General features: G+C 72.6%; 27 protein-coding genes. 8 read left to right on the top strand and 19 right to left on the bottom strand.

Going from position 1 to position 12,948, the window contains the following annotated elements:
• The first annotated feature begins 80 nt into the window (after nt 1-80).
• The 5 genes from BGO37_RS16045 to BGO37_RS16025 all read left to right on the top strand — a co-directional run bounded on the left by BGO37_RS16045 (nt 81) and on the right by BGO37_RS16025 (nt 2,486).
• Nucleotides 81-557, top strand: a complete 477-nt coding sequence (locus BGO37_RS16045) for a DUF2000 domain-containing protein (protein ID WP_291756538.1) — start codon at nt 81-83, stop codon at nt 555-557.
• A gap of 217 nt (nt 558-774) precedes the next feature.
• Nucleotides 775-1,020, top strand: a complete 246-nt coding sequence (locus tag BGO37_RS16040) for a hypothetical protein (protein WP_291756536.1) — start codon at nt 775-777, stop codon at nt 1,018-1,020.
• Complete coding sequence (locus BGO37_RS16035; protein WP_291756535.1) at nt 1,017-1,271, top strand: hypothetical protein; 255 nt, start codon at nt 1,017-1,019, stop codon at nt 1,269-1,271. Before BGO37_RS16040 ends, BGO37_RS16035 begins: the two co-directional genes overlap by 4 nt.
• Nucleotides 1,268-1,618, top strand: coding sequence for a hypothetical protein (locus tag BGO37_RS16030; RefSeq protein WP_291756534.1), 351 nt, complete (start codon nt 1,268-1,270; stop codon nt 1,616-1,618). The genes BGO37_RS16035 and BGO37_RS16030 overlap by 4 nt, the downstream gene beginning before the upstream one ends.
• Before the next feature lie 166 nt (nt 1,619-1,784).
• On the top strand, nt 1,785-2,486 hold the full coding sequence (locus tag BGO37_RS16025) for a tyrosine-type recombinase/integrase (protein WP_291756532.1): 702 nt from the start codon (nt 1,785-1,787) through the stop codon (nt 2,484-2,486).
• Here BGO37_RS16025 and BGO37_RS16020 read toward each other — a convergent pair.
• Complete coding sequence (locus tag BGO37_RS16020; RefSeq protein WP_291756531.1) at nt 2,483-2,689, bottom strand: hypothetical protein; 207 nt, start codon at nt 2,687-2,689, stop codon at nt 2,483-2,485. The genes BGO37_RS16025 and BGO37_RS16020 overlap by 4 nt on opposite strands.
• Nucleotides 2,690-3,092: 403 nt before the next feature.
• On the opposite strand from BGO37_RS16020, the gene BGO37_RS16015 reads away from it, so the two are divergent.
• From BGO37_RS16015 to BGO37_RS16005, 3 genes are read left to right on the top strand one after another with little or no spacing between them, the layout of a single operon-like run.
• A complete protein-coding gene (locus BGO37_RS16015; RefSeq protein WP_291756530.1) occupies nt 3,093-3,692 on the top strand; it encodes a hypothetical protein in 600 nt (199 codons plus the stop codon).
• On the top strand, nt 3,692-3,922 hold the full coding sequence (locus BGO37_RS16010) for a hypothetical protein (protein WP_291756528.1): 231 nt from the start codon (nt 3,692-3,694) through the stop codon (nt 3,920-3,922). The genes BGO37_RS16015 and BGO37_RS16010 overlap by 1 nt, the downstream gene beginning before the upstream one ends.
• Nucleotides 3,919-4,677 carry a hypothetical protein gene (locus BGO37_RS16005; RefSeq protein WP_291756527.1) on the top strand — a complete coding sequence of 253 codons (759 nt, stop codon included), beginning with the start codon at nt 3,919-3,921 and terminating at the stop codon, nt 4,675-4,677. Before BGO37_RS16010 ends, BGO37_RS16005 begins: the two co-directional genes overlap by 4 nt.
• Here BGO37_RS16005 and BGO37_RS16000 read toward each other — a convergent pair.
• The 18 genes from BGO37_RS16000 to BGO37_RS15915 all read right to left on the bottom strand — a co-directional run.
• On the bottom strand, nt 4,674-4,949 hold the full coding sequence (locus tag BGO37_RS16000; RefSeq protein ID WP_291756525.1) for a hypothetical protein: 276 nt from the start codon (nt 4,947-4,949) through the stop codon (nt 4,674-4,676). The two genes, BGO37_RS16005 and BGO37_RS16000, sit on opposite strands and share 4 nt — an antisense overlap.
• 137 nt (nt 4,950-5,086) lie before the next feature.
• Nucleotides 5,087-5,746 (bottom strand): hypothetical protein, encoded by a 660-nt coding sequence (locus BGO37_RS15995; RefSeq protein ID WP_291756523.1) that lies wholly within the window; start codon nt 5,744-5,746, stop codon nt 5,087-5,089.
• A gap of 2 nt (nt 5,747-5,748) precedes the next feature.
• Entirely contained in the window at nt 5,749-6,471 is a 723-nt protein-coding gene (locus tag BGO37_RS15990) for a hypothetical protein (protein WP_291756522.1), read from the bottom strand.
• On the bottom strand, nt 6,471-6,866 hold the full coding sequence (locus tag BGO37_RS15985; RefSeq protein WP_291756520.1) for a hypothetical protein: 396 nt from the start codon (nt 6,864-6,866) through the stop codon (nt 6,471-6,473). The genes BGO37_RS15990 and BGO37_RS15985 overlap by 1 nt, the downstream gene beginning before the upstream one ends.
• The gene (locus tag BGO37_RS15980; protein ID WP_291756519.1) at nt 6,866-7,009 is read right to left on the bottom strand and encodes a hypothetical protein; all 144 of its coding nucleotides are present in this window, start codon (nt 7,007-7,009) and stop codon (nt 6,866-6,868) included. The genes BGO37_RS15985 and BGO37_RS15980 overlap by 1 nt, the downstream gene beginning before the upstream one ends.
• A gap of 2 nt (nt 7,010-7,011) precedes the next feature.
• Nucleotides 7,012-7,425: a hypothetical protein gene (locus BGO37_RS15975; RefSeq protein ID WP_291756518.1), complete on the bottom strand. Its 414-nt coding sequence runs from the start codon at nt 7,423-7,425 to the stop codon at nt 7,012-7,014.
• Nucleotides 7,422-7,673, bottom strand: coding sequence for a hypothetical protein (locus BGO37_RS15970; RefSeq protein WP_291756517.1), 252 nt, complete (start codon nt 7,671-7,673; stop codon nt 7,422-7,424). Before BGO37_RS15970 ends, BGO37_RS15975 begins: the two co-directional genes overlap by 4 nt.
• The gene (locus tag BGO37_RS15965) at nt 7,670-8,071 is read right to left on the bottom strand and encodes a hypothetical protein (protein ID WP_291756516.1); all 402 of its coding nucleotides are present in this window, start codon (nt 8,069-8,071) and stop codon (nt 7,670-7,672) included. The genes BGO37_RS15970 and BGO37_RS15965 overlap by 4 nt, the downstream gene beginning before the upstream one ends.
• Entirely contained in the window at nt 8,068-8,727 is a 660-nt protein-coding gene (locus tag BGO37_RS15960) for a M15 family metallopeptidase (protein ID WP_291756515.1), read from the bottom strand. Before BGO37_RS15960 ends, BGO37_RS15965 begins: the two co-directional genes overlap by 4 nt.
• Nucleotides 8,728-8,729: 2 nt before the next feature.
• Nucleotides 8,730-9,236, bottom strand: a complete 507-nt coding sequence (locus tag BGO37_RS15955) for a hypothetical protein (protein WP_291756513.1) — start codon at nt 9,234-9,236, stop codon at nt 8,730-8,732.
• Nucleotides 9,236-9,574: a hypothetical protein gene (locus BGO37_RS15950; RefSeq protein WP_291756511.1), complete on the bottom strand. Its 339-nt coding sequence runs from the start codon at nt 9,572-9,574 to the stop codon at nt 9,236-9,238. The genes BGO37_RS15955 and BGO37_RS15950 overlap by 1 nt, the downstream gene beginning before the upstream one ends.
• Before the next feature lie 3 nt (nt 9,575-9,577).
• Nucleotides 9,578-9,718: a hypothetical protein gene (locus BGO37_RS15945; protein WP_291756502.1), complete on the bottom strand. Its 141-nt coding sequence runs from the start codon at nt 9,716-9,718 to the stop codon at nt 9,578-9,580.
• A gap of 18 nt (nt 9,719-9,736) precedes the next feature.
• Nucleotides 9,737-10,018 (bottom strand): hypothetical protein, encoded by a 282-nt coding sequence (locus BGO37_RS15940; RefSeq protein WP_291756500.1) that lies wholly within the window; start codon nt 10,016-10,018, stop codon nt 9,737-9,739.
• Between the two features lie 106 nt (nt 10,019-10,124).
• Nucleotides 10,125-10,763, bottom strand: a complete 639-nt coding sequence (locus BGO37_RS15935; protein ID WP_291756498.1) for a hypothetical protein — start codon at nt 10,761-10,763, stop codon at nt 10,125-10,127.
• 3 nt (nt 10,764-10,766) lie between these two features.
• On the bottom strand, nt 10,767-11,024 hold the full coding sequence (locus BGO37_RS15930) for a hypothetical protein (RefSeq protein ID WP_291756497.1): 258 nt from the start codon (nt 11,022-11,024) through the stop codon (nt 10,767-10,769).
• Between the two features lie 3 nt (nt 11,025-11,027).
• Nucleotides 11,028-12,203 (bottom strand): hypothetical protein, encoded by a 1,176-nt coding sequence (locus BGO37_RS15925; protein WP_291756496.1) that lies wholly within the window; start codon nt 12,201-12,203, stop codon nt 11,028-11,030.
• A 2-nt stretch (nt 12,204-12,205) separates the two neighbouring features.
• On the bottom strand, nt 12,206-12,370 hold the full coding sequence (locus BGO37_RS15920; RefSeq protein ID WP_291756494.1) for a hypothetical protein: 165 nt from the start codon (nt 12,368-12,370) through the stop codon (nt 12,206-12,208).
• Nucleotides 12,371-12,685: 315 nt separating this feature from the next.
• Nucleotides 12,686-12,948 (bottom strand): hypothetical protein (locus BGO37_RS15915; protein WP_291756492.1); only part of this gene is annotated, 263 nt, incomplete at its 5' end.

Genomic DNA, 12,948 nt, shown 5'->3' with positions numbered 1-12,948 from the left:
GACATACGGGCAGGTTGAGTTCTTGACGGAACACTGCTTACCGTCTGTCACCACGACCGAGACTCATCCGGAGGAATGCCATGTCGACCGTCACCACGCCCGTCATCGGGTTCGCTCCGCACGAGGTCCGCACCGACGTGTCGGCCCGCGAGGCGAGGCTCAAGTGGGTGGTCGTCGTCGACGCCGACCTGCCGGCCGGCCTGGCCGCGAACGCGGCGGTCTGCGTCGCGGCGAGCACCGTGGACCGGGTGCCCGGGATCGTCGGGCCGGACGCCGTCGACGCCGCCGGTGACGTGCACCCGGGGCTGCCGTGGATCGGCTGCGCGGTCCTGGGGGCACCTCGGGAGCGGCTGGCGGCGGTGCGGACCAAGGCCGCGGCGGCGTTCGGTGTCTTCGTGGCAGACATGACGCAGGACGGTCAGCGCACGCTCGTCTACGACGAGTACCGGGCGGCGGTCGGCAGCGGAGCCGAGCCGCGCTACCTGGCCATCAGCGTCGTCGGTCCGCGCAACCGGGTCGACAAGATCGTCGGCGGCCTCCCGCTCCTGGGTCGCTGAGGCGCCGGTCGGGTGGTCCGGTCAAGACGAAGGGCCGCGGAGCATCATCGCTGCTCAACGGCCCTGTGAAGCTCCCCCGACTGGTCTCGTACCAGTAACCCTCCGGTTACTGGTACGAGACCAGTCGACTGGCCGGAGCCGCGCAAGAGGCTGAGGTCATCTCGCTCGAGCTCGAGCGCGCGCGCCGCAGCACCCATCGGCACGAGACGGTGTCGGCATGAGCCGCGTCGAGCGGATCGCGCGCGAGCTCGCGGCGGCCGCCCGCGCCGGCGAGGACGTCGGAGACGTGCTGGCCGCCGCATGCTCGCTCGCCGCGGCGCGCGTCGGAGACGCCGAGGCGCTCGTCAACGGCCGGCCGGGTTCGTGGGAGTCCGAGCAAGTGCGCGCGCTGGCTAGCAGCTGGCCGTACGTCGACGAGGCGACCCGCGGGCCGATTCGGACGCCACGGGGGTGGTTCTGGTGAGCGCGCACGGGATGTGCGCCGGCGACGACCCGCGGCTGCTGCGGGCGTGGGCGCGGGCGACGAGCTTCGCACCGGACCTCGCGACCGACGCCGAGCTCGAGCACGCGGTCGCTCACTTCGCCGAGCTCGAGCGCGTCGAGGGCAAGCCGCTCAGCTCGATCGATCAGACGTGTCTGCGGATGCTCACGAGCGAGCAGGCCTATCGGGCGGCGAACGACGCCGCCGTACTCACTGAGGGGGCAACAGCATGATCGGGATCTTGATCGCAGCAGCGCTGATCGCCGGGCCGACGGCGACGCCGGGGCCAGACTCGCCGGTGTGCGAGCCGGGGCAGGTCTCCTGGGTCGACGGATGCGCGCAGCCGCAGCTGCCCGGGGAGGTCATCGGCCGGCAGATCGACGGCCCGAACGGCGAGCCGCTGGTCGTCGTCGGCCTGGACGCCAACGGCGGCCAGATCTTCGCCCCAGCGCCGACGCCGGCGCCCGTGACGGTCCTCGCGTACACGGGCGTGCCCGAGGGTCCGTACGCGGTCGCGGCCGGTGCTGCGATCGCGGCCGGCGCTGGCCTGCTGCTGGCGCGGCGTCGATTGACCCGATAGGGGCCTGACCGGACACGACACAGCGTCCGATAGGGCCATCGTGAACGCTCTACCTTCCCCCTGGGACTCCGAGATCAGTGCCTGGTGCCGCGAGCTGCGCGCCGCCGGGCGACCCGCCACCACGATCCGCCTACGCGGAGCGCACCTGCGCACACTGGCCCGCGCCGTGGGCCCGCGCCGACCGTGGGACCTCGAGCGTGGCGACCTGGTCGACTACCTCGGCTCGCGTGACTGGAAGATCGAGACGCGCCGGAGCGTCCGGGCCTCCATCCGCGGCTTCTACGACTGGGGCGTGGCCACCGGCCGCGTGGAGGCCTCGCCGGCGCTGTCGCTGCCGACCGTGCCGCGCCGGCCGCCGGCCCCGCACCCGGCCGACGACGACGCGACGTTCGACGCGCTCGAGCACGCCCCGGCTCGTGAGCACCTCATGGTGCGTCTCGCAGCTGAGGCCGGCCTCCGCCGCGGCGAGGTCGCGGCCGCGCACAGCTCGGACCTGTTCCGCGACCTGCTCGGCTGGTCGCTCGTCGTGCACGGCAAGGGCAACCGTGAGCGTGTCGTCCCGGTCACCGAGGGCCTCGCCGCGGAGATCCGCGGCCGCGGCGACGGGTTCCTGTTCCCGGGCGCCGACCACGGGCACCTGTCGGCGATGTGGGTCGGCAAGATCATCGGCCGGCTGCTGCCGCCCGGGGTGACCATGCACGCGCTGCGCCACCGGTTCGCCACCAGGGCGTTCGCCGTCAACAACAACCTGGCCGCCGTGCAGGATCTGCTGGGCCACAGCTCGCCGAAGACGACCCGCTACTACGTGCGCGTGGACGACGCCGCGGCCCGCGCGATCGTCGAGGCGATGAACCGGCCAGCGGCCTAGGGCTCGTCGCTCTGCTCGGGCCCGAAGCCCCACACGGCGTTGACGCGGCTGATGGTCAGGCCGGTGATCTTGGCCACCGCGCGTTGGCTCATCCCGTGGTCGACGGCCGCGACGATGAGCTCGTTGCGCAGCGTGCGGGCGTCCTTGAGGTTGTCCTCGGCGTCGTGCACCGCGCGGGCGGCGGCCTCGAGGCGGGGTTTCATGTCGGTGAGCACCGGTGTGGGCACGCTGACCTGCGCTTTCGCTGTCGCGTCCACCCGGGTGAACGGCCGAAGTACACCGCGGTGTACGGCCGTTCGCCTGGGGGACACACAGTGCTGTTCTCTTGCGAGAACACCCGGCCCCACGAGGAATCTACCGGGGTGAGCACCCCGAAGAGAGGGATCCGCGTCCGGGGGACGTGCGCCGCCGGCCACGTGACCGAGGCGACCAGCGACCCGGGCCGGCTGACGTGGGAGGGGCCGTGCTCTCACGAGGGCTGCACCAACCGCGTCCGCGCCCGCAAGGTGCCCCACGACGTGCCTGCCGCCCCACCGGAGCAGCAGGCCAAGCCCGACGCCCAGGAGGGCGACGAGGACCCGTACCGCGTCCGAGAGGTGGCCCACTATGGCCAGCAGCCGAAACAGCATGCCCACCGTCGAGAGCCTGCGTCCGAGCGGCCCGCTGACGTTCCTGCAGCCGGGGGACGCGGACCCGACGAGCCCGACGAGCCTGCCGACCGAGCCGGCGTTCCAGCCGGACCCGTCGAGTTCGAGCAGCCAGCCGTACGACGTCGAGAGCGCGCCGGAGTTCGCCGCCCCACCTTCCTCGACGGGATCCTCGGCTAGCGCGCCGACCAAGCGCGTCATCCAGGAGAACGCCCGCAAGGCCGTGTTCATGGCCGGCGAGGGCGCCCACCAGCTGCTGTCCAAGGACGAGTTCGACGAGCAGGTCGACCTCTACCGCGCGGACGCCGACGACGCGAAGTCGATCGGCGACCCGTTCGGAGCGATCGTGCACCGCCACGGCCTGCTGGGCGCTGCGGCGAACCCCGACGTCATGGACGGCATCAACGCGCTCGTCGGCCTGGCCGTCTACGGGTGGAAGCAGTTCGAGCGGGTGCGGGAGGCCCGCCGGCTCCGCAAGCTGCAGCGCGCCGCCGAGCAGGCCGGCACCGAGCAGGCCGACGACGCGACCGACGCCGGCCCCTCCTGGCCGGCCCGCTGATGGCCTCGGGTCGGTCGCTCGAGCTCGCGAAGATCCCGCGGCGCACGCGCGCGATCATCACGGACGCCAGCGCGGGCCCGTACACGCGCGACGAGCTCGAGGAGGTCCGGCAGAAGGTCCGGGTGCGCGACAGGCTGCGCTCGAGCACGGCCGGCCTGGAGTGGGCGCACGCGCACGGGCTCGACGAGCTGGGCCGCCCGCTCGGACGCCGGCGGAAGGGGCAGCGGTGAGCGAGCGGACGCCGATCGTGGCGGACGCGCCGGCGCAGGAGATCGGCGACGAGCTGCCGGCGATCGACCCGACGAAGCCGATGATCGCCAGCGCGTGGGGGCGGAAGCGGTCAGGCAAGAGCACGTTCAACCGGCGGCTGTATCGGTCCTGGCCGTTCGACAAGCTCGCGATCGACGTGAACGGCGACGCCGACCCCGGGGCCGACGCGATCGCGGTCCACCAGGACGCGCTGGGGCTGCTGCCCTCGCGGTTCCCAGACGTGGCGCCGAGCGTTCCGGGCGCGCCGCGTCCGGGCGCCCGGAACCTGGTCTACCGGGCCGACCCGGGCAGCCCGACCTACGAGGACGACCTCGATCGCGCCGTCGGGATGGCCCTGTACCCGCAGGATCACCGGGCCCTGGTGTGGTGCGGCGAGGTGGGGGAGTTCATGCCCTCAGCGGGCCGCACGCGCCCGCACATGCGCCGGCTGCTGATGCAGAACCGGCACTACCAGGCCTCCGCGCTGTTCGACGGGCCGCGGCCGGTGCACGTCAACAAGCTCGTGCTCGGCCAGTCCGACTTCGTGGCCGTGTTCGACCTGCCGGACCCCGACGACCGGGAGCGGATCGCCAAGGAGATCGGCTACCCGCCGCGGCGGTTCTTCGAGGAGTGCGAGACGACGTTCCGCCGCGGTGAGCACTGGTTCCTGCTCTGGCACGCCGAGACGCACACCCTCTACCGGTGCGCGCCCCTGCCCCCGATGGCCGAGGACTAGACCAGCTCGGTGCCGCCGTAGCGCTTCTGTGCCGACGAGCGGGTAGTGCCGAGCGCGTCGCCGATGACGGTCCAGCTGGCGCCGGCGGCGCGCAGCTTCTGCACCGTCAGCGCGGTGCGCTCCTCGACGTCGCGCCGCTGAGCCACCAGGCCGCGCAGGATCGTCAGGTCGACGGCTGCGGGGTTGTCGTTGCGTAGCGCGTAGGCGCCCCCGATGGCCGGCTTGCCGGCACTCCACTTGTCGTCGCGGAAGATGCGCGCATGCCCCGCCATGGCTCCTCCTGAGGACCTCGGGTGTAGAGCCGACGCTACACCCCGCGGCCGCCGGGTGTAGAGATGTCGCTACACCCATCGGGTGGCCACTCGATGGGTGTAGCGGACGCTCGACACCCGCGCCGGCGCGGAGCCCGTCAGGACAGCAGGTCGACGAGCGCGTTGAACGGCCCGGGGTCCATGTTGGCCAGGTCGTTGCCGTTGCCGTCGTCGACGAGCAGCAGGCTCTTCAGGCCGGCGTTCTCGATGGTCTGCCAGGCGTCGAAGGTGACGGTCTTCACCTTGCCGGTGATCTTGTTGACGGCCACGACTGCGCCGTCGCTGCGGCGGATGAGGGCGACGAGGTCGCTGATCTGTGCTCCGGCCATGATGAGCTCCTTGAGGGGTGCGGGCGGGGTGGGTGCGGACGTGGGGTAGATCCGGGCCTGGTCGAGCTCGCAGTGCCACGGCTCGATCGGCAGGGGGAAGAGCAGGACCCAGCTGGTGGCGTGGGCGTGGGCCCAGCTGCGGGCCGGCTCGTCGATGTCGGCGGCCAGCCCCAGGCCGTGCTTGGACTGGCCGGGCGGCAGGGCGGTGGGGGTCTGGCCGGCGGCCGCGGCGGCGACCTCGGCCGCCTGCTGGGCGAGGTCGCGGTATCCGGAGCGCAGGTGGCCGGCGGGCATGCCGGAGGCGAGCATCGCGGCCCAGATCGGCGCGACCGAGACGTGCAGCCGCTGGGGGCCGTTGGGGCCGGTGTCGACGACGACGAGCTGGTCGGCGGGCATCCGTCCGTTGAGTGCTGCGGGCAGCGTGATCATGGTCATCCGATCGGGAGCGCGGCGAAGGTGATGCCGGAGACGTTCCAGCCGCCGCCGATGCCGGTGTTGGTCTGCGCGACGGCCAGGGAGACGGTGGTGTCGGCGGTGATGACGGTCTGGGCGGCGATCGCGAACGGGGCGGTTCCGGTGAGCTGCCCGATGTACATGCCGACCTCGTCGAGCACGGTGGTGCCGGCCTTCAGCCGCAACCGGTAGCGGGGAGCCAGGGTGCCGGTGGACCAGTCGCATTGGCCGGTGGCCAGCAGCAGCCAGTTGCCGGCGTCGAGCTCGGCGGTCAGGGCGAAGGAGCAGCCGGCCGGGACGGTGTCGACGGTGCCGGGGGAGCCCAGGGAGGCTCCGGTGGTCGAGCGGGAGCGGCGGGCGAGGTCGACGTCGGGGCGCCCGGCCTGGGTGCCGTGGATGACGAGCTTGTCGGTGTCGAGCTCGGCGGTGGTCAGGTAGCCGAAGGGGCTGCTGGTCGAGGCCTGGGAGAGCAGCGACAGGCCCGCGCTGTTGGCCGGCTCGATCACGAGCTCGCTGTGGCTGGGCAGGCTGGGCAGGGTGAACGCGCGGATGTCGGAGACGGGCTGGCCGGCGCCGAGGTCCTCGGTGGAGAACGCGATCTGTTCGCCGAGGCCTTGCGCCGGCCCCATGACGATCCGGGGCAGCCCGGGCGGGTTGGTGGCGATCGACCGGGCGATGGTCAACGGGTTGCGGAACCCCATCACAGCCGCCGCAGTACGCGCACCTGCAGCGCGATGGTGGCGGTCGCGCCGGGCACGGCACCGGACCAGACGACGAGCAGGCTCGTCGACGGCGACAGCTGCAACCCGTTGGGCCAGTCGGCGACGTCGAAGTCACCGGTCGACGACCCGTCGAGCAGCCGGCTGGGGGTCTCGCTGCCGGCGTACAGCCGCAGCTGGGGCGGCAGCAGGTCGCCGGCGGGACAGTTGATCACGGCGTGGTCGATGAGCCACAGCTGGTTGGGGTCCAGCTGGTCGAACGTGATGACGGCCCGTCCGTTGGCGTCGACGAGCGCGGAGGACTGCGGGGTGGCGTAGTCGACGAGCTGCCAGCCGGTGGCGGTGCCGCCGACGGCGGTGGGCAGGATGACGCTCATCAGAGGTTGGGGGCCAGTCGCACGAACCACGGCTTGCTCTTGCCGCGGGCGTCGTAGGCCTGGTCGAGCAGCCAGATCGCCAGCGCGAGCGACAGCAGGCCGCCGACGAGGGCGGCCCGCTGGTCGGGCACGACGAGCCGCACGGCTACTCCCCGGCGGCCGGGTACACCGAGGTGACACCCGAGCCAGACACCACGGTCGGCGCGGTGCCGGCCATCGGGGCCAGCGCGTCGGGCAGGGTCTGCACGGCGGCCACGGGAACGGCCGCGGGCACTGCGGTCACGGGTGCGGCGATCGTCACGGGCGCGGCGGGAGTCGTCGTCGCAGCGGCAGGGGCCGGCGTCGCGGTCGGGGCCGGCTGGCTGAGCACGAGGGTGGTCGGTGTCGGCGCGGCGTACAGGGTCGGCAGGGCGGCGCCGGCCTGGCCGCCGACGGCCACCAGGGCGACGGTCTCCAGGATCGAGGGGACCGGGTGCCCGAGGGCGACGAGCACGGCGATGGCGACGATGACGACGACCAGGATGAGCAGGGCGGCCAGGGACGCGGTGATCTGCTTCACGGGGTTCTCCGATCGGATGAGGTGGGTACGGCCACGACGGTGGGCAGGGGAAGGCCGGCGGCGACCAGGGTGCTGGTGGCGGCGGTCTTGAAGGCCTCGAGCAGGACGATCCGGTCCTCGAGGCTCTTGGTGTAGAGCTCGAGCCGGCGGTCGGTACGGCGGTCGCCAGTCATGATCTTCACCAGGAGGACGAGGGCGACCGCGGAGGGTGCGCCGGCGGCGAGCAGGGACGACAGCAGCTGGCTCACGAGTCGGCCCCGATCCACGCCACCCCGGTGAAGGCCTGGTCGGCGTCGACGAACAGGGCCTCCCCGAAGCCCGCGCCGCCGGCGGGCACCGCGAACTCCTTGCTGGTGTTCGCCGGCACGTTGACCGGGCCGGCGATCGCGGGGCCGGTGTTGTCGTGGCTGTCGCGGAACGTGACGTTGACCGCGGTGGCGCCGGCGGCGATGGTCCAGCCGACGAGCCGGCCGGGCCCGCCCCAGGCGAGGATCCGCCCGCCCGTGCCGATGGGCTGGGGCCGGTTGCCGCGCAGTCGGTTCGCGTTCTGCGTGACGGTGAGCACGGTGCGCTGCAGCTCGTGGTCGCGCTCGAGGGCGGTGGCGACCTGGGCCAGTGCGTCGACGATCTGCTCCTGGATGCTCACGCGAGACCTCCGGTGACGGTGGAAAGGCCCTGGTCGCCCAGGGTCTGGATCTTCTGGCCGGCCGCGGTGCTGGCCACCATGCGGCCCAGGCCGAGGACGACCAGGCCGACGCCGCCGACGACGAACACGATGCGCAGCAGCACGCTGGTGGCGGTGGTGGCGATGTCGTTGAGGCCGAGCGCCGAGGACACCCCAGAGGTGACGGCGCCGGTCACGTCGCCGACGACGTTCTTGGCCCCGTCGATCAGCCCGCCGATGACCGGGATGTTCGACTTGGTCGCGGCCGCTCCGCCGTACTGCCAGTGCCAGGGCTCGCCGGGCACGGCCTGCGTCCACCCGTACTTGGCGCCGTTGGCCAGCAGCCAGCGGTGCGCGGAGGAGGCGACGTTCATGTCGAGGGCGATGCCCTTCTCGTGGGGGCTGGTGCCCGGCTTGGCGGCCAGGTTCCCGGTCCCGTTGAGGTAGGCCTGATACAGCCCGGCCTGGGCGGCGCTGCTGCGACCCGCCGACGTGATCCCGCCGGCGGGCATGCCGGCGGCCTGCATCTGCTGGTAGGAGGCCGCGGCGGCCGGCGAAAGCCACGCCCGCTCGCCGGTGATGAGCGTGCCGACGACCACCTGCGAGCCGGAGCTCGAGGTGGTCGAGGTCGTCAGCACGCTCACTTCTGCTGCACCCAGGGGATCGTCTTGCCGGGGTTGGCCAGCGGCGCGTTCCAGATCGGGTCCCGCTTGGTGACGATGGTCGGGGTCGGGGAGCCGAGCGCTACGGCCTCGTCGTGGGTCAGGAAGTCGAGCACGCCGTTCTTGGCCTGGAAGATCGCCTGGTCTCCGGCGGCCTGGTAGAAGCCGTCCGGCACGCTGGGGCTGGCGCTGGTGTTGGGCACCGGGGTGCTGGACAGCATCTGCTGCAGCTGCTCGATCTGCGGCTGCAAGGAGTTGTAGACGTCCGAGGCCGTCGAGTCGTACGTCGAGGTCGACGTCGTCGCGTAGGGCGTGCTCGAGGTGGCGCCGGCCCCGTTGCTGTAGCTCGTCGCCGGCGCCGCCGCGGCCGCGGTCGTCTTGGCCCGGTTGCGCATGAGCAGGGCGAAGCCGGCCACCGCAACGGCGCCGAGGATGGCCAGCGTCTTCTTGTTGCGGGCGAACCCCGCGCGCAGGTTGGTCAGCATCAGGGGCGCCCGGCCTTCATCCGCTCGGCGAACAGCGCCATGGCGATCGCGTTCGACGGGCTGGCCTCCTTCTCGGCGTCCAGCGTCGAGCTGCGTGGCGCGACGACCCGGCCGGCGCCGAGGTTCGCGGCGCCGGTGTACTGCTGGGGGGAGGCGGCGTAGCCGGAGAACGTCGGGCCGCCGTTGGTGTAGACGTGCTGCCCGCTCTGACTGTTGACAGCCGATGCGATCGACGCCAGGAGACGACGGAAGGCGCCGACGCCGCGGGGGTCGGTGTGGTAGCTGACGATCCGGTCGACGGTGGCGTTGGCCGCCGCGGCGACGTCGGTGCGGCCCATGGCCTAGCGGCCCTGCAGTGTGCGGGTGACGTCGGACACGCCGGTGGCCACGGCCCCGAAGGACTTGCCGAAGCCGGACCCGTACGCCACGACGAGGTAGAGGCCGATCAGGGCGGCCCCGTACTTGGCGAGCTGACGAACCATGGTGTGCTTCTCCTTGGTCTAGCCGGCGATGGGCCGGCCGGGGCGAGCCTGGGCGGTGGTCGTGGTGGCGGCCGGTGCGCCGCCGAACGCGCCACCGAACCCGCCGCCGGCGGACTCGGAGGCGGCCCCGGCGGTGCGCAGGTCGGGGATCAGGGGGACGGTCGGGTCCAGGGCCCGGTTCACGAAGGCCGCGGCCCCGGAGAACAGCTGCGACACCCGGGTCGGTGCCGACGGCGACGTGAGAGCCTGCAGAGCGATGAGCCCCAGCCACGTCGAGAACATCCAGCCGAAGGTCCTCACGAGGGCACGACCTTGAGCCGGCCCAGCGCGTCGCCGGCCAGGATCTGGGTCAGGACGAGCACGCCGAGGATGACCAGGACGACGCCGCCGGGGTTCATCGGTCCTCCTAGGAGACGGCCGGCTTGCCGGGCCGGGACATGACGCGCAGCGCCCCGTCGGGCAGCGCTGGTGCGGTGTGGGGCGACGTCGGGGCGGTGGTGGCCCCCGCGCCGGCCGACACCCGGTTGAGGAACTTGGCGGCCAGCCAGGCCCGCACACCGGCCCACCCACCGCGCAGGAACACCAGGCCGACGGCGTACGTCAAGGCGCCGAGGACCAGGCCCCCGCCGGCCGTCGCGGCCCCGCCCAGGGCGAGGGTCGGCATGCTCGGACCGGAGCGCTGGGCGCCGGCTGGCGAGCCCGACCCCGAGGGCTCGCCGGCCGGCTTGTCGTCGTCGGACGGGGGAGGCACCCGCCCGCCGGCGGCGTCCAGGAGGTCGTCGGCCTGCTCCTCGGTCGCCCCGTACTCGTGGCGCAGGGTGCGCCGCGCCTTGGTGCGCGAGGAGCCGGAACCGACGAGCTCGTCTGCTCGAGCGGCCGCGGTCTTGGTGGGACGGCCGGCGGCCGGAGCGGTGCGGGCCGACTTGGCGCTCGTGGCGCCTGCGGTGGCTGCCCTGCCCGCCCCGGCCTCAGCCGCGCCGGAGGCGGCCGCGGCGGACCCACCCGCCGCGGCGCCCTCGACGAGCACCGGTGCCGCGAACGCCACGGTTCACTTCCCGAGCTGCAGGCCGGCCTTGACCGGACCAACCCGCACCGAGGTCGAGATCGCGGCCAGGCCGAGGGTGACGGCCGCCAGGATCCCGAACCACGTCAGCGGGTTGTGCAGGCTCAGGAGCGAGCCCGCGGCGGCCGCGCCCACAGCGGGCGTGGCCATCGCGTTGAGCTCCGTGGTCGCCGAGCTGAGCGGGCCCGTGGCGCTGAGGTGGTAGCGCTCGAACCCGCCCGGCTCGCGGAACGCGGTGTCCATGGCCTAGGCCGCCTGGCCGGCCATGTAGACGTGCTCCGTGACGTACTCGAGGCCCGGCGAGGAGAGCGTGAGCCCGTTCTGCAGGGTGAACTGCAGGCGCAGGTCGGCCGTGGTGCCGGTGTCGACGACGTCGCGGAACGCGGACTCCGCGGCGAAGTCGAAGCCGAAGAACCCGTGCTGGCCGCCCAGGTCGTCGTTGTAGATGCGCTCCATGGCGATCCGGGCGGCGTTGCCGTCCGGGTACTCCTCGGGCACCTCGGCGCCGCCGTAGGCCCAGGCGATCTTGCCGAAGTTCGTGGTCGACAGCTGCACCGGGGCGGTGGGGGCACCGTTCCAGATCTGGCCGTAGACCCGCAGGAGGGACTTGCCGGCGCCCTGGCCGACGAGCCGGACCTCGTTGACGCCGTTCTGCAGCGCCGTGGTCCGGTTCTGGATCAGGGAGTGGAACACCGACAGGTCGGGCACCACGATCTGCCCGTCCGAGCCGATCGGGATGCTGAACTTCGTGCTGATGACCTGCACCGTGCCGGTGAGGGCGACCGTGCCGTTGCCGGTGGTGGCGAACAGCTCGGTGAGCGGGCTGTAGTCCAGCGACAGCGTCAGGTCCGAGCTCGAGGTCGCGAGGAAGCTCGCGCCCATGAGCTGGATCTCGTCCTCGGCGACCGGCACGGACCACTCGAGCTCGACGGAGTAGGTGCCGTTGGCCAGGGCCGAGACGCCCGAGCCGACACCCCAGGACTCCGATGCCCGGGCGAGGGTGCCCTGCGTCACCGTGCCGGCCCCGATCGCCTGCGAGACGCCGCGGTCGGACAGGTCGGTGTGCTTCATCAGGTCGCGGGCCTTCAGCTTGGCACCCGAGACGCTGATGATGTTCGCCGCGCCGTTCGCGGTGTACCGCACGAGCTTGAGCAGGTCGTACGGCCAGCGGCGCAGCGAGGCCACCGAGCCGGTGCCCGGCGTCACGACGAGCGAGCCGGAGAACCGCACCAGCAGGCTCGACAGGATGTCGGACTTCCGCAGCTCGATCGTGTCGTTGCTCTGGCCGTTCCACGCGATCGACTTCTCGGTCTGCGTCTTGCGGCGGGTCCGGGCGAAGAACTCGGTCGGGTTCACCGAGGTCGCGGGGATCGCGATGCCCTGCATGTACCGCTGCGGGGCCGTGGTGGCGGTCGGCGCCATGGTCAGTTGCTCCTGTTCCCGTTGATCACGCTGCGAAGCGCGTCGAGGCCGGGGAGCTTGTTCCCCACCTTGTCGACGGCGAGGTTGAAGACGACGGGCGCCAGAAGAGCGACACCGCCGACGGCCAGCCAGAACGCCAGCTGGCGGGGCACGTGGACGCGAGCCACGTCAGGCCCCGAGGTGGACGCCGGGCACCTTGCCCTTGGTCTTCTCGAACGCGATCACGACGACCAGGGCGATGCCGGCCGTCAGGAGGATCGACTTCACGCTCATCGCGCAGCTCCAGACAATGACGTGTGCTGGTGGGGCCGGCTGAAGCCGCGTGTGCAGAGCGTCGGCCTGGTTGGGGCCGGGCGACGATCGTCGACACGCGCGGCCCCAACCGGCTTGTCCATGACCACACCGGACTACCCGGAGCCGTGGGGCGCTCTGCAAGAGAACGGGACCGTTACACCGCGGTGTATTCGCCGCGGCGGGAGGGCCTAGCGGGGCGGCGGCGGCAGCACCACCCGATCCGTGCTGTCGAGCGCGTGGCGCGGCACCATCGCGTAGCCCTCGCCGACGTGCACGCAGTCGGTGCCGGCCACGCCCGCGTAGTAGGCGAACGACACGAACTCCGAGAGCCGCTGCAGCGTCCACCGCTCACCAGGCGCGAGCCGCACCTCCACCCGCCGGCGCCGGATCGTCGTCACCTCGACGTCGTCGATGAACTCCATAGCCGGCTGCGCCTCGAGCTCGGCGTGCG

It is taken from the genome of Cellulomonas sp. 73-92, from assembly GCF_001898175.1.
In the GTDB taxonomy this organism is placed as follows: domain Bacteria; phylum Actinomycetota; class Actinomycetes; order Actinomycetales; family Cellulomonadaceae; genus Cellulomonas.
The sequence above is the reverse complement of the archived record's forward strand: the minus strand, read 5'-3'. Positions and strand labels throughout refer to the sequence as shown.